The organism is Paenibacillus amylolyticus (assembly GCF_003719335.1).
GTDB classification, from domain to species: Bacteria; Bacillota; Bacilli; order Paenibacillales; family Paenibacillaceae; genus Paenibacillus; species Paenibacillus amylolyticus_D.
This window is the reverse complement of record NZ_RIAS01000014.1, coordinates 132800-154848: the sequence shown is the minus strand read 5'-3', so window position 1 is coordinate 154848 and position 22049 is coordinate 132800. Positions and strand designations below refer to the sequence as shown.

Genomic DNA, 22049 nt, shown 5'->3' with positions numbered 1-22049 from the left:
AATAGACGTAATAAACAAACTATACGAATTTTATTAATTTAGTTTACTTTGAAAGACAGGTATGATATATTGTCTGCATGAAGTTGTTAACAATTATATTTTACACAATTTAAATAACGAGCATATGCAGGAGGTTTTTTACGATGAAAAAAATATTAGTTGTTTTGACCAATGTCGATAAATATGCAACCAAGGATGAACCTACAGGTCTGTGGCTGAGTGAAGCCACTCACTTCATCGAAGAGTTCGACCATAACGAAAATGTGCAGATGGATCTGGTTAGCCCGAACGGCGGCAACGTGCCACTTGATCCGAAAAGTCTGGGTGACTCTCTGGATGCCAGCACCAAAGCTTATTTCGAAAACGAATCCTTCATGAATAAATTGAAAAACACGTTGAAACCGAGTGAAGTAAACGCAAGCGACTACGATGCAATCTACTTCACGGGTGGACACGGTACAATGTGGGATTTCCCGGAGAATGCCGAACTTCAAGCGCTATCACGTGATATATATGAAAAAGGTGGCGTGGTATCCGGCGTGTGCCACGGGGTTACTGCCCTGCTGAATGTGAAGCTGTCCACTGGCTTGCTTCTGATTAACGATAAAAAAGTGTCCGGCTTCACGAACGAGGAAGAAGAACTGGCACAACAAACAAAGTATGTTCCTTTCTTGCTGGAGGATGCTCTGCGCGAACGTGCTTCCGAGTATGTTAAATCTTCTCCATACACTTCCTATGTAACTACGGATGGACGTGTAGTTACGGGACAAAATCCGCAATCTAGCAAGGCCGTAGCTGAAAGTGTTAAAGAGTTGCTTGGTCTGTAAGATATCTCAGCTCCCCCATGAGCTTTCTATATAAATGAGTACTTCACAAAAAAGCACGTACCCGTCATGATCTGACAGGTACGTGCTTTTTTGTGATGCTCCTTATGTTCTCCAGGAGCGTCAAGGCATCGCTTCCTCTCCTAATACTGTTTCGAGTTAAGGGTAGGCCATCCTCTTACACGTCTAACATACGAAGTGTCTGGTATTCGGTGCACACTCTGACTTTTTTCCCAAACCCTCAAAATACATGTGACCATCTGCCTCACTCGGCAGTCTAATCTATGTAAAACCGGCCAAGAGATGTATCTCCAACACGATATAAACCGTTACGAAAGGAGCTGTTAACTATGGATTTACCCGATCTCATTACACAAGCTATCCAGGGAGATCGTGAAGCTTTCATCAGGCTGATCCGAGAGATTGAAAATTCCCTATACAATACCGCCATATCCATGCTGCGCAAAGAGGAAGATGCCGCGGACGCGATTCAGGAAACGATCCTGAAAGCCTACAAATCCATGCATACTCTTCGAGAACCGCAGTATTTCAAAACATGGATGTTCCGTATTCTCATCAATGAATGCAATACCTTGTTATCCCGCCGCTCTCTCTCCACTTCTTACGCAGAAGTGCCCGCAGAACATCAGGCACAACCCAGTCCATACGATGAGGTGGATATGCGGGAAGCCGTCGATCAGCTGGAAGAAGCCAAACGCATTGTGATTGTACTTCATTACTTTGAAGATATGAGCCTGCGTCAAGTCGCAGATACACTGGGCCTGTCCGAAAGCGCCGTGAAGATGAGGCTGAGCCGCGCAAGGAAAGATCTTTATCAGAAATTCAAAAACTATCGGGAGGTAAAATTACATGTCAAACCCGTTTAATCTCGATCAAAAATTAAAAGAGCAAGCCAAGGAGCGTCCTGCCATGTCTGAAATTGTGCGCAACCGCATTGATGCTACACTAGATTCCCTTACCGAATCACCTAGCCGAATGAACATGGAGTCGTTTCAGTCTCATCATCCACGACGTGTTCATAAAGGACTACGCCGCACTGCAGGAGTCGCTGTCGCCGCAGGTGTGCTGGGTTTAACGGTATTTGCATCCGGTTTTGTCTCTCCAGCAATGGCTGATTCTCTGCGTAGTATTCCGTTTGTAGGCAGTCTCTTCAGCTCCATTGAGGCCGATATGGGTCTTAGAACAGCGGGTAACGAAGGTTTGACTACGCCAGTGAACAGCTCGTTTGCTTATCAGGATGTGAAATTCAAGGTATTGGAAACGGTCTATGACGGCACACGTGCGGCGTTTCTCGTTCATGTCACTGCGCCTAATCTCCATCAGGGCATGTATGACAATGGCAAGGACATCGTGAAGCTAAGCAGCGGTGTTGACAATGTGTTTTTTGATGTGAACGGTTCTCGTCCAGATAGCGGTCTGTTCTATAGTTCAGCCGGGGCGAACGAGCCTGATACTTTGCTTTTTGAACAGGTCCTTCCTACAGACCATACGGGTGTCATCCCGGATCAATTTGATGCTAAGGTGAAGTTGACGCTACAAGGTATGGATCATGAGTTCGAACTGACAGTTCCGTTTACCAAATCTACAACGGACACTCACAACGTTCAGCCGAATAGTACGATAGAAAATGATCTGTACAAGGTCACTGTGAACAAAGCCGAGGTCACACCCATTACGACTCGTCTAACTGCGTCGATCGCGTTAAAAGGGAAAGAAACGTTAAGTAACAAAGAAGAGAAACAGCTGCGTGAAATCAGATTTGCTGTCTATGATGATCAAGGCCGACAATTGACCGCACTGAGCGGTGAAGGTATGTATGAAGCAAACCAGCTGAACTGGGAAAGCATCTATGCCACCACAGCCAAGGACGTGAAATACCTGGTTGTAAAACCTTTTAAGGTGAAAGATGATTTTGCCGAAGTGGTCAAAGACGATCAATTCATTAAGGGGATGGAAATAAAAATTCAGTTGCCATAGCAGAAATGAGCTTCCTTCTTAAAGGCAAAACATGGTCTGTTCCTTAAGATGAAAAAGTCAGCGAGCTGTGGTACAATGAGGGAATTGTGTATTCGCAGACAGACATGCAGATCGCGCTTAAAAATAAAACATTTTGGGCACTCTTTATCGATTGATCATGCTGCCACTTTAGGGAGGTTTATGGAACAACCATGCTCATTATTGGTATCGCCGGAGGAACCGGCTCCGGCAAAACAACGGTAGCCCGCTCCGTTATTGAACGTCTTGGATCAGCCAAAGTTACATTCATATCCCAAGACAATTATTACAAAGACCAGTCAGACCTCACACCTGAGCAACGCAGACTGACGAATTACGATCACCCGTTTGCTTTTGATAACGATCTGTTGATTGAGCATCTTACCCTGTTGAAAAAGGGCCAACCAGCATTTGCTCCCGTGTATGACTTCACCATAGATAACCGCGTTGCAGGCGAAACGATTGAGCTTGCGCCGAACCACATCGTCATTGTCGAAGGGTTACACGTACTGATTGACGAGCACCTTCGTACACTGCTGGATATCAAGGTATTTGTAGATACGGATTCCGATGTACGCATTCTGCGCAGAGTACTGCGGGACATGGAAGAGCGTGGACGCTCGATTCAATCCGTGTACAAACAGTATCTCGAAACAGTAAAACCGATGCATGATGCATTTATCGAACCGTCCAAAAAGTATGCGGACATCATCATCCCTGAGGGCGGGCATAATGAAGTAGGGATTCAGATGCTGTCCATTCTTACTGAGAAGTATCTCACGGGAGAAAACTGGAACAGATCTTAATCACAGTTGCATAAGGGATAACAGGAGTTTTTCAGGGGTTTTTAGGAAATATGACTTCGAGCATTTCTTTGGAAAAAATCCTATCAGAAGATTTTAGGCGGAAATCCAGGTTACGATACAGCGTAATCTGGATTTTTTGTTTTCGGGGACAGATATATCATCTATACTATATGACATCGTTCGTTGAGAGGAGTTTATCTATGGCTACTTTTGAAGAGTTCATGCAACATGATATTCGAGTAGGTACCGTGGTGGAGGCTGAACCTTTTCTGAAGGCTCGTGTTCCTGCGATTAAGATGAAAATAGATTTTGGACCACTCGGTTTAAAAAATTCCAGTGCCCAGATCACCCACCGTTACACACCCGAGATGATAATTGGCAAACAGGTCGTTGCTGTCGTGAATTTCCCACCTCGGCGGATTGCCGGTTTCGTGTCCGAGGTACTTGTACTGGGCGGTGTTCCCGGCGAAGGTGATGTCGTTCTGCTCTCCCCAGATCATCCGTTACCCAATGGAACGCCGATTGCCTGAATTCAACTTTAATATCGAAAGTTTACGTAACGGCAATACACAGGCACCGCATCTACAATATATCCATGCTTCACTTATAAATCAGTGGCAATTAGAGGATTTCACCAGACCAGCTCATTTCCGTATAGATGAGAATATCAAAAGGGTTATCCGCAGTGTGAATTCATCCATCAAAAGAATTCACTACAGATAACCCTGCTCTCTTATAACTTATGCATAACCCTGCTTGTCTTCTACTTCATCTGCGCCCGCCAAAATCTCAACACGCTCCCGCATCTGCATCTCACCCTTCAGCTCTCTAAGCGACAGAGCGGAGGACATCAGACTTCGGGTGTACGAATGATTTGCCAAACTGGTCAGCTTGGAACTGTTCACAACCTCCACTACTCTCCCTTGATGCATGACTGCGATACGGTCACTCACCTGCTGCACCACCGCAAGATCATGTGATATGAATATGGAGGAAACTCCTGTCTCCCTACGCAATTCCATGAGCAGATCCAAAATCTGCTGCTGGATGGAAACATCCAGGGCAGAGGTAGCTTCGTCGAACAAAATGATCTCGGGCCGTACACCAATCGCACGAGCAATGACGGCTCGCTGTTGTTGCCCGCCGCTTAATTCGTGCGGATACTTATTCGCATCCAAAGCAGACAAACCAACTCGCTCCAGCAATTTGCGTGTTTCCTGAGCAGCCGCCTGCCTTTTCATCATTTTATAATTCAACAGAGGCTCACCGATAAACATGCCCACCTTCATGCGTGGGTTAAAAATCGTCGCAGGCTCCTGAAATACCATCTGAATTTGCTTGCGCATCTGACGAAGCTTCTCACCTTTCAAACGGTTAATCTCCTGCCCATGGTACCAAATCTCTCCTGAAGTCGCCTGTTCCAGCTGGGTTACACACTTGGCCAGTGAGCTTTTGCCACTTCCACTCTGCCCGACAATGCCCAGACACTCCCCGGGATATAATGCCAGATCCACATTCTGTAATGCCTGAACAGCCTGTTGCCCTTTCAACTCGTACGTTTTACATACGTTACTCAGTTTCAGAATCGGTGATCTGTCATCAGTCATGCGCATTCACCTCCAGTTCAGGTACAGCATGCAGCAGCTTGCGAGTATACTCATGAGTGGGATTCGATATGACACGCAGTGTATCTCCCAGTTCCACCAACCTGCCGTCTAACATCACACCAATCCGGTCAGCCATATGGGCCGCAACCGCCATATTGTGCGTCACGAGGATCATGCCCGTTCCCTTGTCCGCACAGAGCCTGCTCAATTGGCTCATCACTTCGTTTTGAGTCGTAACATCCAGCGCACTCGTCGGCTCATCCGCCAGCAGCAGTTCCGGCTCCAACGCAGCAGTCATCGCAATCGCTGTCCGTTGCTTCATCCCCCCGCTAAGCTGAGAAGCATAGGCACGCATGACTCGCTCTGGATCATCCAGCCCCATACGGGCCAGTGTGTGAACGGCCAATCTCCAAGCCTCTTTCCGGGACATAGGCAGGTGGGCACGAATGGCCTCCACATACTGACTTCCAATACTACGAATCGGATTCAGATACGAACCGCTGTCCTGAAATACCATCGCGATTCGTTTGCCACGCATCCCCTGCCAATCTTGTTGCGAGTTACGTAGCAACACCCGCTCCCGAAAAATAATCTCTCCTCCGGTGTATCGTCCGCCTACAGGCAGTAGTCCCAGCAAAGCCCGGATCAGGGTCGACTTCCCGCTGCCGCTTTCCCCCACAATGCCAATGATTTCTCCCGGCTTCATCGAAAAGGATACATCCTGCAAGGAAGGCATTCCTTCCTTATAACTTACAGACAGATTCTTCAGCTCAACAAGCAAAGATGTCTTCCCCCCACGCAAGGACGTCATCACTACTCGACCTTAATGTTGCGATCTAGCAGATAGAAGTCGATCGGGTACATCGTTGCACCCTTTACATTACTTTTGCCGACGATATTAATCGGTGTATATGTCAAAAACATATAAGCTGCATCATCCAGAATAATCTGCTGCGCTTCTGCCGCAAGGGCATAACGCTTCTCCACATCAAACTCCGAGTGAAGACGCTCAATAAGCTCGTCCAGCTTCGGATTGCTGTATCCGCCAACATTCCACTCCGCACCTGTTTTGAAATAAAAGTCGAGAATATACTGCGGATCACCTGTGATGCCTGTATTAATGCTCGTCAGAGCCAGATCATAATTTCCACTTTTCTGATGGTCGGTGAGATCCTCATATGAGGTGAGCTCCAGCCCCACCCCAATTTCTTTAAGCTGGGACTGCATCGCAGCAGCCACAACGGAATCGGATTCATAAGCTGAGTTAAGGATGAGTTGTAACGATAGCTTCTTCCCATCCCTGTCCCGAATGCCATCTCCATCTGTATCCTTATATCCAGCCTCATCCAGCAATTGTTTTGCCTTCGCAGGTTCGTAATCATATCCGGTAATTTTGTCATACCCAAAAGGTAATGCAGAGGTAAACGGCCCTTTGGCTGCTTGTCCACCCACCAGCGTATTCGCGTACATTTCGCGGTCAATTCCGTAAGAAATGGCGCGCCGAACCTTTACATCACTTAGCAGTGAATGGGTCGTGTTAAACCACACAAACTGCGTACGGAGGCTCGGAATTTCGTCAATGGTGTATTGTGTTTGATCCTGAAAAAGAGGCATCTGGCTGCGTCCCACATTACTCGCTACATCGATTTCCCCTGATTGCAGCGCCAGCGCCCGTGTATTATCATCCTTGATGTATTTCAGTGTCATCGTATCCAGATCGGCCGCGCCGCCCCAGTATTTATCGTACTTCTTGACCTGTATCTCCTGATCGGGCTTATATCCTGTAACCATGAATGGCCCGGTAGCGATGGGCTCACTCTTGAATTTTGACGTATCTGCACTCGTATCCACGATAATAAACAGCGGCTCTGCAATATTGCCTAACAGTGAGGCATCTGGCTGTGTTGTTTTGATCGTCAGATCCTGCCCCTTGGCAGTCATTGACTTAATTGGCAGTGTGGATTGGCCTCTCTCATTCAGCGAGATGGAGCGTTCGATTGATTTTTTCACCGCATCCGCAGTCACGGGATGGCCATTATGGAACGTTACCCCGTCCCGAATATGAAAATGCCAAGTTGTATCATCGATCCGATCCCACTTGTCCGCCAGTTTGGGAACCATCTTCATCTGCTCGTCAAACTGAACCAGCGTCTCCCCAATAGCCGCGCGCGTCAGCGTCCAGCCATTCCATTCATCGGCAGGATCAAGACTGCTGCCCAGCCAGAACAAGGCCACATTCAGATGTGATTTCTTGCCCTCACCAGCCGCACCACTCGCATCCACACCAGAAGGTTTCCCCGCAGCATCTGATGATGAAGGTGTTGAATTGTTGTCTTTACCACAAGCCGCGAGCAACAGAATAATCATCATTGATATGATAGCCAGCAACCATGTTTTTTGAACCTTGCTCATGCTTCCCATTCCCTTCAGTTACACTGTATTTTTCTTGGGATCAAGCACATCTCGCAGACTGTCCCCCAGCAAATTAAATATGATAACCGTGCTAAATATCGCAAGCCCCGGATAGATTAGCAGCCAAGGCGCTGTTTGCAGATATCTTCTGCCTTCATTCAACATCGCTCCCCACTCAGGATCAGGCGGCTGTGCACCCAGCCCGAGAAAAGACAGTCCCGAGATCGACAACATCATGCCGCCCACGTCCATCATTGCCATGACAATCAAAGGGGGCAACATATTCGGCAGAATCGTTCTGCTAATGATTTGAATTTTACGCGCACCGCTGAATGCAGCGGCAGTGACGAACTCTTTTTGCTGAAGAGAAATGACCAGGCTTCGGGCCATCCGTGCATACTTTGCCCACCAGACGACGGAGAGTGCAACCACCGTGTTAAATAGTCCCGGCCCTAACATCCCTACTACGGCAATCGCAAAAATCAAACCAGGAAATGCCATCAACGTATCGCACAGCCGCATCAGCATCGTATCCACCAGTCCTCGCAGAAAACCTGCAACGACACCAACCGCTGCGCCTAAGCTGAAAACAATACCGATCATCATAAAGGTGAGCAACAGAGATGTGCGTGCTCCATATAAAAGTCGGGACAGGACACATCGCCCAAGCTGATCCGTGCCGAGTGGATATTCGGGGCTGGATGGTTGCAACACTTTGGCAAAATTCGTGGCAAGTGGATCGTGAGGTGCCAGAAGCGGCGCAATCAAAGCCAGAACGATCCAACCCGCAGTCAGGGATAGCAAAAAAATAAATAGACGACGTTGTGTCAGGTATGCTCGAATCTTCATCATCATCTACACATCCAGTTGAATGCGCGGATCACGCAGATGTGTCCAGAGATCCACGATCAGATTCAGGGTGACATAGATGACTGCCATCCAAATCACATACCCCTGTATCAGGGGATAGTCCCGAGTGAAAATGGCATCCACCGCCATCTGGCCTACCCCCGGCCATACGAATAAACTTTCCACAATCGCTGCTCCGCCAAGTAATGCTCCCGTTGTCATGCCCAGAAGTGTCACAATCGGCAGCAGTGAATTCGGCAAAATATGCTGCCAAATGATCATCGATTCCTTCACACCTCTCGCTCTTGCTCCCACCACGTAATTCTGGCCGATCTCCTCCAGCATGACTGCACGAATCTGCCGGCTGTATTGGGCGATCAGTGGAATAGCCAGTGTGACCGCAGGCAGGATCAGGCTGTGCCAGCCGGAATTACCCATAACGGGTAACAGCTTCAGCTGTACACCAAATACGAGCATCAGCAGCATGCCCAGCCAAAAGCTTGGCATGGATAGACCGGCAAACGAAAACAGGCGAATGACATAATCGAGCCATCGATTCCGGCGTACAGCCGAAAGAACTCCCAGCGGAAAGGAAATCAAAATTACCAGAAACATCGCACTCCCGGTTAACTTGAGCGTTGCTGGAAGGCGGGCCATTAACACATCCAGTACGGGACGGTCGTATTTATACGACGTACCAAAGTCTCCGGTGACCACTTGCCCTAGCCAGGTTCCATACCGAACAAGAAACGGCTTGTCCAACCCGAGCTCTGACCTCACCTGTCTGACCAGTTCATCCGAAGGTGTAACTCCAGTGGACATCAGCATCAGTCTGGCGGGATCTCCAGGAGACAGATACGTTAATAGAAATGTCAGGAAGGTGATTCCAAACAGAACGGCGACCAGTTGTACTAACCGTTTAACGATATATCTGCCCAATAATAAAACGCCCTTCCCCGGTTTAATGCGCGTGTACGCCATCATTCTCATTTATTTCAATCCAATTCAAAAAAGCGCCCTTCTCCGTTTCACGGGATAAGGACGCCTTAAATAAACAGATTTTCAGAAAAAAATCATGCTCTTTAAACACCTTCCTATCTCCCGTAGGGTACTGCTGTGTTTGTCCAACCTGGCAGGTCTCCTGGCTTCAGCATCATTGCCATAACAGCTCCTTCCCGGTCTTCTCCAGACCAGTGGATATGCTGCCTGACTCCTCTGTTACAGTGGCGGGACCGCGCCGGCATCACACCGGACTTCCCTTTTAAGCTTCTACCCCAGCGGGTAGAGCACCAAGTTCCACGTATTCAATTCACTAAAAGTTGGTATCTGTTACACTTCTGTATCAGTATAGCGGCATGCGGAATAATGTTCAAAACTTTTCTTTTAAAATTGAAATCATAAATGCGGCTAATCCCGTACTCGCGAACCCTTGGGTGACACCCCTGTCACACGTTTGAACATTTTGGAAAAGAGTAACGGGTCAGTGTATCCAACGGAGTGGGCTACTTCACTCACAGACAACATCGGGTTGCGAAGCAGTTCCGCCGCACGATTCATGCGATACTCCAGGAAAAAGGCTTGTAGCGACTTGCCGTATCGCTCTTTGAACAACCCCGATAAATACGTTCGATCTAACCCGACAGCCTGTGCGATATCCAGAATAGTGGTACGCTGACTATACCGATTCTCCATAAACCGCACAGCCTGCCGAATATAAGTCTCTTTCGTCGACAGGAGGGGGTTTTCTTCTTCTTTGATCGGTGAGGATGCAATTAATGCTGCCATAAGTCGATATAACAGGCTTTGATGCATTACATCCCCTCCTGGAAGGGAACTCGTTCCAGCCTGAAGCATCTCGTCATACAGCGCTGCCATCATATTCGGTTCATGAGCAGTGAACACCGGGTGCTCCTCACTTAACTGCGCACGCTGCATAAAAGCCTTCGCCTGTACACCTCTGAAGCCAAACCATGAATATGTCCAAGGCTCTTCTGCATCGGCTTCATAATGAATGACCGTGTCGGGTAAAATGAGGAATCCTTGGCCCTCGCTCAGAGGATATTCACGATCTCCCATATAAACCGTACCATGACCCTCATGTACGTAATGCACGATATAGGAATCACGCACTCCCGGCCCCCAATAGTGGGCAGGATCACATGCCTCCCAGCCGTAAAATAACAAAACCAGTTCCATCTGCGTCCAGCCGGCAGAGACCACATTCATTTCAACTTTCCGACTCATGTTTCCCCTCCTTTCGACGATGAGGTTAAAGACATCTTAAGGCGAGCCCACATATTCTCTTATCTGTTCATACAATAAATTATAACAGGTGGAAGAAAGGAAATCTTGCTGAAAACGAAAACAAAAATGGGATTATGCCATATTCGAGAGGGTTTGAGCCATAGTGATATGAGCCTGTTCGGCCTATAGTTGGGGTACAACATTTTTTTCGGGAAGGATGAACTTGAGATGAACAAAATTACGTTTCTCGGTGCAGGCAGCACCGTTTTTGTAAAAAATGTATTGGGTGATGTGATGATGACGGAGGCCTTGCAGGACTTCGAACTGGCCTTGTTTGATATTGATGCTGAACGTCTAAGTGACTCGGAGCGTTTGTTACAAAGCTTGGCCCAGTCGCTCGGAAGCCGCTGTTCTGTTAAAACATACGTTGATCGCAAGGAAGCACTCCGCGGAGCTAAATATGTAATCAATGCCATCCAGGTGGGCGGGTATGACCCGTGTACGATTACCGATTTTGAAATTCCGAAGAAATATGGCCTGCGTCAAACGATTGCCGATACGCTCGGCATTGGCGGAATCTTCCGTAACTTGCGTACCATTCCGGTGATGCTGGACTTCGCCAAGGATATGCAGGAAGTATGCCCGGACGCCTGGTTCCTGAACTACACGAACCCGATGGCTGTACTCACCAATGTCATGAACGTGCATGGCGGAATTAAAACGGTTGGTCTGTGTCACAGTGTACAAGTCTGCGTACCACATCTGTTCGATTCGCTGGGGATTGACCAGACTGGTGTCGTTGCCAAAATTGCTGGCATTAACCACATGGCATGGCTCCTGGAAGTAACAAAAGATGGCGTCGATCTGTATCCTGAGATCAAACGTCTTGCGAGACAGAAACAGCAGGAGACTCACGACGATATGGTACGTTATGAACTCATGCATCGCTTCGGTTATTATGTCACAGAGTCTTCTGAGCATAGTGCAGAATATCATCCGTATTTTATCAAACGCAACTACCCGGAACTGATCGAACGCTTCAACATCCCGCTCGATGAGTATCCACGCCGCTGTGTAAACCAGATTGCTGATTGGAAGGAAATGCGAGAGAAGCTGTTCGCGAGTGAAAATATTCAGCATACCCGCAGCCATGAATATGCTTCGCACATTATGGAAGCGATGGAGACAGACCGTCCGTATAAAATTGGCGGAAATGTCATGAACAACGGGCTCATCACCAACTTGCCACGCGAAGCTTGTGTCGAGGTTCCTTGTCTGGTCGATGGCTCCGGCATCAGCCCGACGTATATTGGTGACCTGCCGCCACAGCTGGCAGCGCTGAACCGTACCAATATCAACACCCAATTGCTCACCATCGAAGCCGCAATTACAGGCAAAAAGGAGCATATCTATCACGCGGCTATGCTTGATCCGCATACGGCTGCCGAGCTGTCCATGGACGACATCGTGGCGATGTGCGACGATTTGATTGAAGCCCACGGCGACTGGCTGCCAAAATTCTCATAATATAACCAACAAGACATATACAAACAAAGATTATATCCAAGATATATGACCAAAATATACAAACCAAGCACCGTGCTTTTCGAAATGGAAGGGGACGGTGCTCTTTTTCACTTAGTTCAGATTACTCCGCAGGCAGCAGAAAACGATATCCAATCCCCGGTTCCGTCTGAATATAGGATGGCCGTGTGGGATCTTCCTTCAATTTTTTACGCAAATGACCCACATACACCCGCAAATAGTGGCTGTCCGACTCATGATGATGCGCACCCCATACTTGTTGCAAAAGCTGGCGCTGGGTAATGATTTTGCCTGCATTTGAAGCAAGTACCTTTAACATCTCATATTCTGTCGGCGTTAATTTGATCTGCTCTCCATCCAGTTCAACCTGCCTGAGAGCCAAATCGATAACCAGTGAGCCAAATCGTAAAATGGGTTCATCCGTTGTTTTGGCCACATGCCGCAGCGCCACCCGAATTCGGGCAACCAGTTCACCCATGCCAAACGGCTTCGTCATATAATCATCTGCACCTGCATCCAGTGCGGCAATTTTATCAGCCTCCTGATCCTTCGCTGTCAGCACGATAATCGGCACCTGTGACCACTCCCGAATGCGGTGAAGCACGTCCATACCAGATATGCCCGGCAAACCCAGGTCCAGTATAATCAGATCGGGATGCACCATACTTGCCTGCATAATACCCTCTTCTCCATCAGCACACTCATAATGATCATATTGGTGAGCCTGGAGGGTCACTTTTAACAGTTTGCGAATCTGTGGTTCATCATCAATGACCAGAATGCGAGCCCCTAATGCGGCATTCATTTAATCTCCAACCTCTCCTTGCACTGTATAGGAAAATGGCATTCCATCCCTTCCCACAGGCAACTCTATACGTATTCTTGTTCCTCCATCCGGATTCCCCTCAGCTTGGATCGTTCCTCCGTGAACTTCCACAATCCCTTTGCAGATCGCGAGGCCCAGTCCGGTTCCCGTAATATGCTGCGTGGAGGGTGAGCGATAAAATTTATCAAACACGCGAGTGCGCTCCGGTTCCTCAATACCAACACCCTGATCATCTACGATGAAGGTCACACAACTCTGACTCGGTTCATTCTTAACCCTTATGATCACCATGCTCTCATCGGGTGAATATTTGATTGCATTGCTGACGATGTTCACGAGCACCTGCTCGAGCAGCACCTCATCTCCGTCAAAAAAGACGGGGTCTTCCGGCAGTTGCACCGTAACTTCACGGTGAGGGCTGAATTCTCTGACTTTTGCCAAAACAATGCTCATCATATCTCCTACATCACACCATTTGCGATTTAGTTGCAGCATACCGCTCTCCAGCCGCACCATGCCAAGCAAGTTGGTCACGAGACGATTCATACGCAACGCGCCATCACGAATATTTCCTGTCAATTCTAGGCGATCCTCGGGTGTAAAAAGAGTATCATTCTCCATCAGCCCTGTGGCTGAACCGATAATGACGGTTAACGGCGTACGCAGCTCATGGGATACCGAATCCAGCAGCGCAGTTCGGATGCGCTCTGATTCGGCGGTAACTTGAGCGAGACGCGCTTCCTCAGCCAGCTTCACCCGGGCGATCGCACCTGCCGCAAGACTTCCGCAGGCTTCCAGCAGCTGGCGCTGTTCCTGCTGCTTCTCCGGCTCATTGGTTGTCATGTGCACGGCAAGTACACCGTGAATATGATTCTCTGTTCGCAGCGGAACATACAGCCCCGCCGACTCCCCAAGCTTGGGTGATCCTTTACCTGCGATCTGCCCCTGTTTATAGACCCAATCGGCGATAGCCAGCTCCGAAGAACGACTTCCCCAGGCACTCTTCTCTGTCCCGATCTCAGACGCGGATCCCTGTTTCGTCCAAAGCTTCAGTTCACCCTGCTGATCTGGCAGATATATGGCAGCTGGACTTCCGAGCATAAGGGATATCTGGCTCGTCATGTTATCCAATAAGTTATCCAGATCGGTAATTGCAGTGATCTGTCGACTAAGATCATACAGGGCATTCGTTGTGGCTTCACGAGATTTAACCCGACCCAGCTGTTGCCGTAAACGTCCGGCGAGACTTGCCGTCATGATGGCAACAGCCAAATACACCCCAAACGAAATGAGATATCGCAAATCCTCTACCGTAAAACTGAGATAAGGTGGCACAAAAAAGAAATCAAACATTACAACACTGAGGGTCGCTGCATATACTGCTGGCCCCATTCCCCAATATACAGCACTGATCAGTATGGGAAACAGGTACACCAGAGCAACATTGACCAAATCATCACTCATCCCAATGATATGAAGCAGTAAGGTTAACAGGATGATGGCAAGTGTTACCCATATATAGGCGGGAACCCTTTTCCAACGAGAGATTACCTGTAAGCTTTCCTGATCTTTGCCCTCTTCCATATGTTCAGACAAATTTAATTCCACCCGCTTTATTTATAATCATCATCAGCTACGATCAACACATCGCGATGTCTCGAAAGACGGACAAGCTGATTAACCACCGAGCCTGAGCCGCGATGACCATTCAGCCACCATACTCGTTTCGCTTGCCCCACCACCAGTTGTGTCGCCTTCGCTTCCGTAGCCTTTGCATCCAAAATACCTGGTACCTCCCGCAACTTTGCACTTTGATGGATATGAAAATGACCCCCCAGCCGCACAGTGAGCCGCTCCAAACCTGCCAGGTGCTCCTTCACTTCGGGAGTCATTGCCATGCCTGTGCCGATGTGTACATGATGGACATGCCAGGATGCCTTCAGTCGATAAGCCATGCGAAAACCTCTGCGAATCAACCGCTCGGCGTGACGGTCGCTGCTGACACACACAAAAACGGACTCCTCACGGCGCCACGGGCCCCGTAATGTACGCGCGGATGATTGCAATTCAAGCCGCTCATCCACATCGTCCGCAAGTTCGCGTAGAGCCAGTTCACGCAGTGCGATCAGATTACCCATTTTAAAAAAATTCGCAAGCGCCTGCTCCACCTTGGCAGTTGCATAGATTTTACCCTCTCGCATGCGCTGCCGCAAGGCCTCGGGAGCGACATCAATCAGCTGCACCTCGTCCGCCAATTGCATGATCCGATCAGGTACCGTCTCTCGCACCCGAACACCCGTAATATGCTCAACGGCATCATTCAAGCTTTCAAGATGCTGTACGTTCACGGTTGTAATGACGGATATGCCGGCGTCCAGCAGCTGCAGTACATCCTCGTAACGCTTTTGCCGCGCACTTCCAGGCACGTTGGTATGCGCAAGCTCATCCACAAGCACCACCTCGGGATGCAATTGCAATATCGCTTCTGTATCCATTTCCTCTAAGCATGTGCCTTGATATACACGCTGCGCTCGCGGGATGATGGACAAGGAGCCGATTTGTTCCACCGTGTCCGCTCGTCCATGGGTTTCCAGCAACCCGATATGCACGTTGATGCTTTTGCGCAACAGATCATTACCTTCCCGTAGCATCATGTAGGTTTTGCCCACCCCCGGAGCAGCTCCAATATAGATTTTGAACGTACCACGCCGAATCAGTCCAATCTGTTCCTTCATCTCCTGCTCACTGAGTCTGCGATAGTTTTTCTGCTCCGTGTCATTTACTTTTGCCGGCACAACCCGTTCGCCCTCCCGCGCTGACCGATCCGCAACAAGTAGTAAATCTACACCCCGCAGTTTGCGAAGTAGTGAGTTAATGAGGGAGCCCTGCCATAACTCTTGCCAGCGTGTACGACGCGAATGCCCCATAACAATCCGGGTAATCTGCTGTTTGATCGCATACTGTGCCAATGTTGCCGGGATATAGCGGTGATGTATGACAGGAAGTTCCTCCATGTGTCCGCCGATTTTCTCCACCAGTTTCATCATGTTGCGGCGGAATACCGTCGCTTCCCTCGTTAGTGGCTGTTTCATTGGACGGAAGACAACGACATGCAAGCTCCCGTTCAACCGACGGGCAATCTGCTGTCCGCGCTGAATGTAGATCGAACCGTTCCAGTGGTACTGCGCGGAGACAAGAATACGTTCCATAATGCCTGTTGCGGGCGGAAGACCCATTTCCTCGCGATGTTCACGTAAAGACTCGTTAACCCCTTCTGCAACAAGTTTCAGTGCCAGCTCACGTAAAATCCCGAGATTACCCTGGCGGAAAACGTCCGCACTCCCGTGACCTTGCAGATGACCTTCCGCAAGACGACTCAAAATGGTTTCTGGCGTAACGTCGATCAGCTTTACTTCATCCGCCAGTTCCAGTGTGTCTGCCGGCACGGTATGTGCCACCTTAATTCCCGTGAGCTGTCTGGCGAGTTCGGTATACCCCTCCAGTTCATACACATTCACGGTAGTTATGACACTGATGTCATGGTGCAATAGAAAACGGATATCCTCCAATCTGGTCGTATGTCTTGCCCCCTCACGGTTTCGATGTGCCAACCCATCGACCAGAACAACCTCCGGATTGCGAACTAGCAACGCATCCAGATTCAAGTCTTTCATCTCCGCTCCGTCACTGCTTCGAATCCAGTGAATGCTGGGCACACGCTCAAGCTCACCAAGCTGTTCTACTGTTTCCGGCCTTCTCATCGTGGAGACTGCACAAATGACGACATCTACGCCCTGCTCGCGCAAATGATTGCCGTCTCTGAGCATATGATACGTTTTACCTGAACCGCTGACCGGGCCAATGTAGATTTTAAACGTGCCCTCTTGCAGCTTCGAAATCATGCGCAGCATCTCTTCCGGTGATTTACGTTTGAAGCTGTCCTCCATGCCGCTGTCCTCCTTCCCTCAAGCTTTACTTCCAAACATGTGATGTAGTAGTACTATTCCCTACCGCAATAAATGGAGAAAGCCCCTTCCAGATTGGAAGAAGGCATTAAGTGGGCCGCCACATTTCCGAAAACTCCTCTTTTCTACTCCTCGGCTGCGATCAGTGCCAGATTCAGCTCGTTCACATTGACACGCGGCTCACCAAATATGCCTAACTGGCGACCCTGTGTATGATTCTGAATGAGCTGAGCCAACTTCTGCTTACTGAGTCCTGTCGCTTGACTAATCCGCGGAATCTGCGCCTCAGCCGCTTCAGGGGACAGATCGGGGTCAAGTCCTGAACCGGAACCTGTAACCAGATCGGCAGGGACCTGATACGGCAACGCAGGATTTTCCTGACGGAGCGCGGCTAGCTTTTGGTTCATCTCTGCGATATACTCCGGTGAGGCCACAGCTCGATTAGACCCTGCCGAAGCGGTTGGATCATAATTCGCATTTGAAGCGCGGGGCTGGAACAATTCCGGTGACTTCACTTCCTGCGCAAGCAGAGATGAACCGATGATTTTCCCATTTTGAATGATGAGACTGCCGTTTGCCTGTGAAGGAAACAGCAACTGGGCCACCCCCGTTGTGACAAGCGGATAGAGCAGACCACAGACTAACATGAGCACAACAGACAACCGCAACGCGGGCAATAACATCTTCATACAAATCACTTCCTGAATGGATTTAATGTATTTATCAAAAGGGGACAACCACGGCATCTTCACCATGAATGAATGACATCTCACCTGTACTTCACAGCTACAATGACATTTACATCAAACCTGACAAAACCAGGTCAATCAGCTTGATCCCGATAAACGGTACAATCACACCGCCAACACCATAGATGAACACGTTGCGGCTCAGCAGCCGTTCGGCAGACATCGGACGATATTTCACGCCTTTCATCGCAATCGGAATGAGCAACGGAATAATAATCGCATTGAAGATCAATGCCGACAGAATTGCAGATTGCGGTGAAGAGAGATTCATAATGTTCAGTGCCTGAAGCTGTGGCATGGCGAGAATGAACATCGCTGGAATGATGGCAAAGTATTTGGCAATATCGTTGGATATGGAAAAGGTGGTCAGTGCGCCGCGCGTAATCAGCAGCTGCTTGCCTATGGAGACTACCGACAACAGCTTGGTCGGGTCAGAGTCCAGGTCAATCATGTTGGCCGCTTCTTTGGCTGCCATCGTTCCAGAATTCATCGCCAGGCCCACATCGGCCTGCGCCAGAGCAGGAGCATCATTGGTGCCGTCGCCTGTCATGGCGACAAGTTTGCCCTCCTGCTGTTCTTTTTTGATCGCCGCAATCTTGTCCTCAGGCTTCGCTTCCGCTATAAAATCATCCACCCCCGCCTCCAGTGCGATCGTCGCTGCTGTCAGGGGGTTATCACCGGTGCACATTATTGTCTTGATACCCATGGCACGCATCTCGGCAAATTTCTCCTTGAGACCGGGTTTCACGGTATCTTTCAAATAAATCACACCATAAATTCGGTTATGGATCGCTACCGCCAGCGGTGTCCCCCCGGCCTTTGCAATCCGTGTCGCGATTTCGTCCAGATCACCCGGTACACGTCCACCTTCGGAGGTCACATACCGCTTGATTGCATCTACCGCGCCTTTGCGGATTTTCGTTCCATCACTCAGATTCAGACCAGACATACGTGTTTCCGCAGTAAACTCGATACGATCGGCATTTGTGTAGTTGCTTTCCTCCCAGCTCTGCCCCTGCTTACTTGCAAGTTCGACGACGGAACGACCTTCTGGTGTTTCATCTCGCACTGAAGCTTGAAGTGCCGCCAATGTCATCTCAGGTACAGTCACGCCCTGAACCGGAATAAATTCAGAAGCCATCCGGTTGCCGTATGTGATCGTGCCTGTTTTGTCCAGAATCAACGTATCGATATCGCCAGCCGCTTCCACTGCTTTCCCTGACATGGCGAGCACGTTAAACTGTGTCACCCGATCCATGCCAGCAATCCCGATGGCGGACAGCAGGCCGCCGATGGTGGTTGGAATCAGGCAGACAAGCAGAGCAATCAAGGTAGCCAGATCGAGCCGGATGCCGAGATAATTTGCCATAGGAACCATCGTCAAAATGACGATCAGGAAGATTAGTGTTAAAACAGCTAGCAAGGTAGTCAAGGCGATCTCGTTTGGTGTTTTCTGACGTTGTGCGCCTTCTACGAGAGAGATCATTCGATCCAGGAATGATTCGCCGGGATCGGTCTGCACCCGCATGATGATGTAATCGGAGGTCACCCGTGTACCTCCGGTGACTGAAGAGAAATCGCCTCCGGCTTCCTTGATTACCGGGGCCGATTCCCCTGTAATGGCCGATTCATCAATAGAGGCCAAACCTTCGATAATCTCACCGTCCGTTGGAATGAGCTGCCCGGCTTCCACACGGACGAGGTCTCCCTTTTTCAACTCTGTCGAAGCGACTTGTTTCACAGTTCCGTCTTTCTGCATTAGATAGGCTATCGTATCCGATTTGGTCTTACGCAGGGTGTCAGCCTGTGCTTTGCCCCGCCCTTCAGCCAGTGCCTCGGCAAAATTGGCAAATAGCAACGTGAAGAGCAAAATAAAAAATACAGCCACATTGTATCCTCGCCCTGCATCGGACGCGGTGAATAGATTGGGGTCAATACATAATAGCAAGGTAATGAATGTGCCGACTTCCACGATAAACATGACTGGATTTTTGATCATGACCATCGGATTCAGTTTTTTGAATGCATCTCGCATGGCCTGGAGCAACATGGGTTTATTTAAAGATCGTTTCGACCCAGAATGATGCTGAACGCGGTTGTGGCGTTGATGAATTTGTTCTTTGTTTTGTTTCAATGCATTCATTGTGAATGCCACCTCCATACTATACGTGCTTACTTCAACCCTTTGCCTTGCTTCCATATTTATTGGGTGTGTCGCTGTCGCTCCGCTGGCTTACTCATTCGCCGCTTTTTCACCTAACACCACCTCGTATCGTTCACCTGCCACTCATCGCACCATCGCCAAATGCTCTGCAATAGGACCAAGAGCCAGCGAAGGGAAGAATGTCAGCGCACCTACGACCACAATCATCATGACCAGAATGCCAGCGAATAGCGGTGTATGCGTCCGCAACGTTCCTGTGGTGACAGGGACAACCCGTTTCACGGCAAGTGAACCTGCGATCGCCAGCATGGCAATCATCGAGATATACCTTCCCAGCAACATGACAATCCCTATAGTAATGTTGTAAAAGTCCGTGTTGGCATTCAGTCCGGCAAAAGCCGATCCGTTATTGGCCGCACCTGAGGCAAAAGCGTACAGTACCTCGGTTAGCCCATGTGTACCGCCATTGGAAATGGAAGCTACGGCCTCCGGCCGTATTAAAGCGAGTGCGGTTGGAGCAAGAATAATCAACGGATGGATCAGCAGCGCGATACAGGCCAGCTTGATCTCCTTGCCTTCAATCTTTTTGCCTAGAAACTCCGGTGTCCGGCCGACCATCAACCCGCAGATAAAGACCGCAATGATCACATACAGCAGACCATTCAACAAACCTACACCCTTGCCGCCAAATACATTGTTCAGCATCATCTGAGCAAGAGAAACCAATCCCCCAAGCGGAGTGAGTGACTCATGCATGTTGTTCACCGACCCCGTCGTTGCCGCCGTAGTTACAGCCGTAAACAAAGCCGATTCGGAAATACCAAACCTGACCTCTTTACCTTCCATATTGGTTTGTAGTCCATTTGCATCCAGCGCAGGCACTCCGTGATACTCGGATACAAACACCGTTGTCAACATCACTAGGAACAACAATCCCATAGCGGCAAACAATGCCCAGCCCTGTTTTCGGTTGTTCACCATCATGCCAAATGCATACACCAGCGCTGTCGGCAACAACATCATACAAACGATATGCACCAGATTGCTCAGTGCGGTTGGATTCTCAAAGGGGTGCGCCGCATTGGTGCCGAACCAGCCCCCGCCATTGGTTCCAATGTGTTTAATCGACTCCAGCGAAGCCACTAATCCGCGGGTAATGGTCTGCTGTGCACCCTCCAGCGTGGTTGCGTTCACCGCACCGGCCAGCGTCTGCGGTACCCCTTGAAATACAAGGAACAAGGCCACGATGAAGCTGAGCGGTAAAAAAATACGAGTAATCGACCGAACCAGGTCGACATAAAAGTTACCCAGATCATCCCGGCGGCCTACTAATCCGCGAATAAAAGCAATCGCTACCGCAAATCCTGTTGCCGCCGAGGTGAACATCGGAAACGTTACCGCCAGCAGTTGTGACAGATACGACAGAGCGTTCTCGCCCGTATAGGACTGCCAGTTGGTATTGGTCATAAACGAGGCGGCTGTGTTAAAGGCCTGCGCTGCCGGCATATTATCGATCCCATCCGGATTGAGGGGCAGGAACTTTTGCAGCCGTAACACCAGAAACATCAGGATCAGCATGACCGCATTGGAGATGAGCACGGCAGACAGATATTTTTTCCACCCCATCGTTTCATCTTCCCGTACACCCATCAGCCGATACAATAATCGCTCCGGCCCGCCAAATACACGATCAAGTCCCGTTCGCTGCCTGTCAAATACCTTCACCAAATAACCGCCTGCTGGCTTCACCAGTAGCAATATGATGAGTAGCGTGACCGCTACTTGCACTACACCGATACCCATATCTGCATGTCCTCCCTAATTCCAACCTTGGTGTTTCCTACTAACCTGCTATTTATCTCAGCTACAAGCACATTATCTGAACAGTTACGTTAAAATTTCTCAGGCTTCACCAGCACGTACCCGAGATAGACAATCAGAGCCATGACAATTACGCCGATGAAAATCATCTTTTCGCCCTTCCTTCCTGCCCTCAGGCCTTCTCGCAAAATTTTACAAACGCCCAAAACACCGCAAACAGC

The 22049-nt window shown here is 49.2% G+C and carries 19 protein-coding genes and 1 riboswitch; of the genes, 6 read left to right on the top strand and 13 right to left on the bottom strand.

Annotated elements, in window-relative coordinates; all coding sequences use genetic code 11:
* The first annotated feature begins 143 nt into the window (after positions 1 to 143).
* The 5 genes from EC604_RS22355 (at position 144) to csaA (ending at position 4176) form a co-directional block, all read left to right on the top strand.
* Positions 144 to 827: a type 1 glutamine amidotransferase domain-containing protein gene (locus tag EC604_RS22355; RefSeq protein ID WP_123066244.1), complete on the top strand. Its 684-nt coding sequence runs from the start codon at positions 144 to 146 to the stop codon at positions 825 to 827.
* Positions 828 to 1174: 347 nt separating this feature from the next.
* On the top strand, positions 1175 to 1711 hold the full coding sequence (locus EC604_RS22350) for an RNA polymerase sigma factor (protein WP_123066243.1): 537 nt from the start codon (positions 1175 to 1177) through the stop codon (positions 1709 to 1711).
* A complete protein-coding gene (locus EC604_RS22345) occupies positions 1695 to 2822 on the top strand; it encodes a DUF4179 domain-containing protein (protein WP_123066242.1) in 1128 nt (375 codons plus the stop codon). The genes EC604_RS22350 and EC604_RS22345 overlap by 17 nt, the downstream gene beginning before the upstream one ends.
* Before the next feature lie 191 nt (positions 2823 to 3013).
* Complete coding sequence (gene udk, locus EC604_RS22340) at positions 3014 to 3646, top strand: uridine kinase (RefSeq protein WP_123066241.1); 633 nt, start codon at positions 3014 to 3016, stop codon at positions 3644 to 3646.
* Positions 3647 to 3846: 200 nt separating this feature from the next.
* Positions 3847 to 4176 (top strand): chaperone CsaA, encoded by a 330-nt coding sequence (csaA, locus tag EC604_RS22335; RefSeq protein ID WP_123066240.1) that lies wholly within the window; start codon positions 3847 to 3849, stop codon positions 4174 to 4176.
* A gap of 210 nt (positions 4177 to 4386) precedes the next feature.
* Here the strand turns inward: csaA and EC604_RS22330 are convergent, their stop codons facing one another.
* From EC604_RS22330 to EC604_RS22305, 6 genes are all read right to left on the bottom strand, one after another.
* Positions 4387 to 5253 carry an ABC transporter ATP-binding protein gene (locus tag EC604_RS22330; protein ID WP_161557007.1) on the bottom strand — a complete coding sequence of 289 codons (867 nt, stop codon included), beginning with the start codon at positions 5251 to 5253 and terminating at the stop codon, positions 4387 to 4389.
* Entirely contained in the window at positions 5246 to 6034 is a 789-nt protein-coding gene (locus EC604_RS22325; RefSeq protein WP_205127945.1) for an ABC transporter ATP-binding protein, read from the bottom strand. Before EC604_RS22325 ends, EC604_RS22330 begins: the two co-directional genes overlap by 8 nt.
* A 32-nt stretch (positions 6035 to 6066) precedes the next feature.
* Positions 6067 to 7665, bottom strand: a complete 1599-nt coding sequence (locus tag EC604_RS22320) for an ABC transporter substrate-binding protein (RefSeq protein ID WP_240037107.1) — start codon at positions 7663 to 7665, stop codon at positions 6067 to 6069.
* Positions 7666 to 7683: 18 nt separating this feature from the next.
* On the bottom strand, positions 7684 to 8517 hold the full coding sequence (nikC, locus tag EC604_RS22315) for a nickel transporter permease (RefSeq protein ID WP_123066268.1): 834 nt from the start codon (positions 8515 to 8517) through the stop codon (positions 7684 to 7686).
* A 3-nt stretch (positions 8518 to 8520) separates the two neighbouring features.
* Complete coding sequence (gene nikB / locus EC604_RS22310; protein WP_240037105.1) at positions 8521 to 9504, bottom strand: nickel ABC transporter permease; 984 nt, start codon at positions 9502 to 9504, stop codon at positions 8521 to 8523.
* Positions 9505 to 9628: 124 nt separating this feature from the next.
* Positions 9629 to 9823, bottom strand: a riboswitch (cobalamin riboswitch).
* Positions 9824 to 9921: 98 nt separating this feature from the next.
* Positions 9922 to 10758 (bottom strand): AraC family transcriptional regulator, encoded by an 837-nt coding sequence (locus EC604_RS22305; protein ID WP_123066235.1) that lies wholly within the window; start codon positions 10756 to 10758, stop codon positions 9922 to 9924.
* Between the two features lie 228 nt (positions 10759 to 10986).
* On the opposite strand from EC604_RS22305, the gene EC604_RS22300 reads away from it, so the two are divergent.
* Positions 10987 to 12285, top strand: coding sequence for an alpha-glucosidase/alpha-galactosidase (locus EC604_RS22300; protein WP_123066234.1), 1299 nt, complete (start codon positions 10987 to 10989; stop codon positions 12283 to 12285).
* Positions 12286 to 12406: 121 nt separating this feature from the next.
* On the opposite strand, the gene EC604_RS22295 is transcribed toward EC604_RS22300, so the two are convergent.
* The 7 genes from EC604_RS22295 to EC604_RS31075 form a co-directional block, all read right to left on the bottom strand.
* The gene (locus EC604_RS22295; RefSeq protein WP_123066233.1) at positions 12407 to 13108 is read right to left on the bottom strand and encodes a response regulator; all 702 of its coding nucleotides are present in this window, start codon (positions 13106 to 13108) and stop codon (positions 12407 to 12409) included.
* Positions 13109 to 14725, bottom strand: a complete 1617-nt coding sequence (locus EC604_RS22290) for an ATP-binding protein (protein WP_240037103.1) — start codon at positions 14723 to 14725, stop codon at positions 13109 to 13111.
* 17 nt (positions 14726 to 14742) lie between these two features.
* Positions 14743 to 17076 carry a histidine kinase gene (locus EC604_RS22285; RefSeq protein ID WP_123066232.1) on the bottom strand — a complete coding sequence of 778 codons (2334 nt, stop codon included), beginning with the start codon at positions 17074 to 17076 and terminating at the stop codon, positions 14743 to 14745.
* 143 nt (positions 17077 to 17219) lie between these two features.
* Positions 17220 to 17783: a potassium-transporting ATPase subunit KdpC gene (gene kdpC / locus EC604_RS22280; protein ID WP_123066266.1), complete on the bottom strand. Its 564-nt coding sequence runs from the start codon at positions 17781 to 17783 to the stop codon at positions 17220 to 17222.
* Between the two features lie 109 nt (positions 17784 to 17892).
* Complete coding sequence (kdpB, locus tag EC604_RS22275) at positions 17893 to 19986, bottom strand: potassium-transporting ATPase subunit KdpB (RefSeq protein ID WP_123066231.1); 2094 nt, start codon at positions 19984 to 19986, stop codon at positions 17893 to 17895.
* A 144-nt stretch (positions 19987 to 20130) separates the two neighbouring features.
* On the bottom strand, positions 20131 to 21804 hold the full coding sequence (gene kdpA / locus EC604_RS22270) for a potassium-transporting ATPase subunit KdpA (protein WP_123066265.1): 1674 nt from the start codon (positions 21802 to 21804) through the stop codon (positions 20131 to 20133).
* A 95-nt stretch (positions 21805 to 21899) separates the two neighbouring features.
* Complete coding sequence (locus EC604_RS31075) at positions 21900 to 21977, bottom strand: potassium-transporting ATPase subunit F (RefSeq protein ID WP_090924284.1); 78 nt, start codon at positions 21975 to 21977, stop codon at positions 21900 to 21902.
* Positions 21978 to 22049: the final 72 nt, after the last annotated feature.

Excerpts from the sequence above, each read along its gene's own strand:
- EC604_RS22355 (WP_123066244.1), top strand. The coding sequence starts at position 144 with ATGAAAAAAATATTAGTTGTTTTGACCAATGTCGATAAATATGCAACC.
- EC604_RS22350 (WP_123066243.1), top strand. The coding sequence starts at position 1,175 with ATGGATTTACCCGATCTCATTACACAAGCTATCCAGGGAGATCGTGAA.
- EC604_RS22345 (WP_123066242.1), top strand. The coding sequence starts at position 1,695 with ATGTCAAACCCGTTTAATCTCGATCAAAAATTAAAAGAGCAAGCCAAG.
- udk (WP_123066241.1), top strand. The coding sequence starts at position 3,014 with ATGCTCATTATTGGTATCGCCGGAGGAACCGGCTCCGGCAAAACAACG.
- csaA (WP_123066240.1), top strand. The coding sequence starts at position 3,847 with ATGGCTACTTTTGAAGAGTTCATGCAACATGATATTCGAGTAGGTACC.
- EC604_RS22330 (WP_161557007.1), bottom strand. The coding sequence starts at position 5,253 with ATGACTGATGACAGATCACCGATTCTGAAACTGAGTAACGTATGTAAA.
- EC604_RS22320 (WP_240037107.1), bottom strand. The coding sequence starts at position 7,665 with ATGAGCAAGGTTCAAAAAACATGGTTGCTGGCTATCATATCAATGATG.
- nikC (WP_123066268.1), bottom strand. The coding sequence starts at position 8,517 with ATGATGAAGATTCGAGCATACCTGACACAACGTCGTCTATTTATTTTT.
- nikB (WP_240037105.1), bottom strand. The coding sequence starts at position 9,504 with ATGAGAATGATGGCGTACACGCGCATTAAACCGGGGAAGGGCGTTTTA.
- EC604_RS22305 (WP_123066235.1), bottom strand. The coding sequence starts at position 10,758 with ATGAGTCGGAAAGTTGAAATGAATGTGGTCTCTGCCGGCTGGACGCAG.
- EC604_RS22300 (WP_123066234.1), top strand. The coding sequence starts at position 10,987 with ATGAACAAAATTACGTTTCTCGGTGCAGGCAGCACCGTTTTTGTAAAA.
- EC604_RS22295 (WP_123066233.1), bottom strand. The coding sequence starts at position 13,108 with ATGAATGCCGCATTAGGGGCTCGCATTCTGGTCATTGATGATGAACCA.
- EC604_RS22285 (WP_123066232.1), bottom strand. The coding sequence starts at position 17,076 with ATGGAGGACAGCTTCAAACGTAAATCACCGGAAGAGATGCTGCGCATG.
- kdpC (WP_123066266.1), bottom strand. The coding sequence starts at position 17,783 with ATGAAGATGTTATTGCCCGCGTTGCGGTTGTCTGTTGTGCTCATGTTA.
- kdpB (WP_123066231.1), bottom strand. The coding sequence starts at position 19,986 with ATGAATGCATTGAAACAAAACAAAGAACAAATTCATCAACGCCACAAC.
- EC604_RS31075 (WP_090924284.1), bottom strand. The coding sequence starts at position 21,977 with ATGATTTTCATCGGCGTAATTGTCATGGCTCTGATTGTCTATCTCGGG.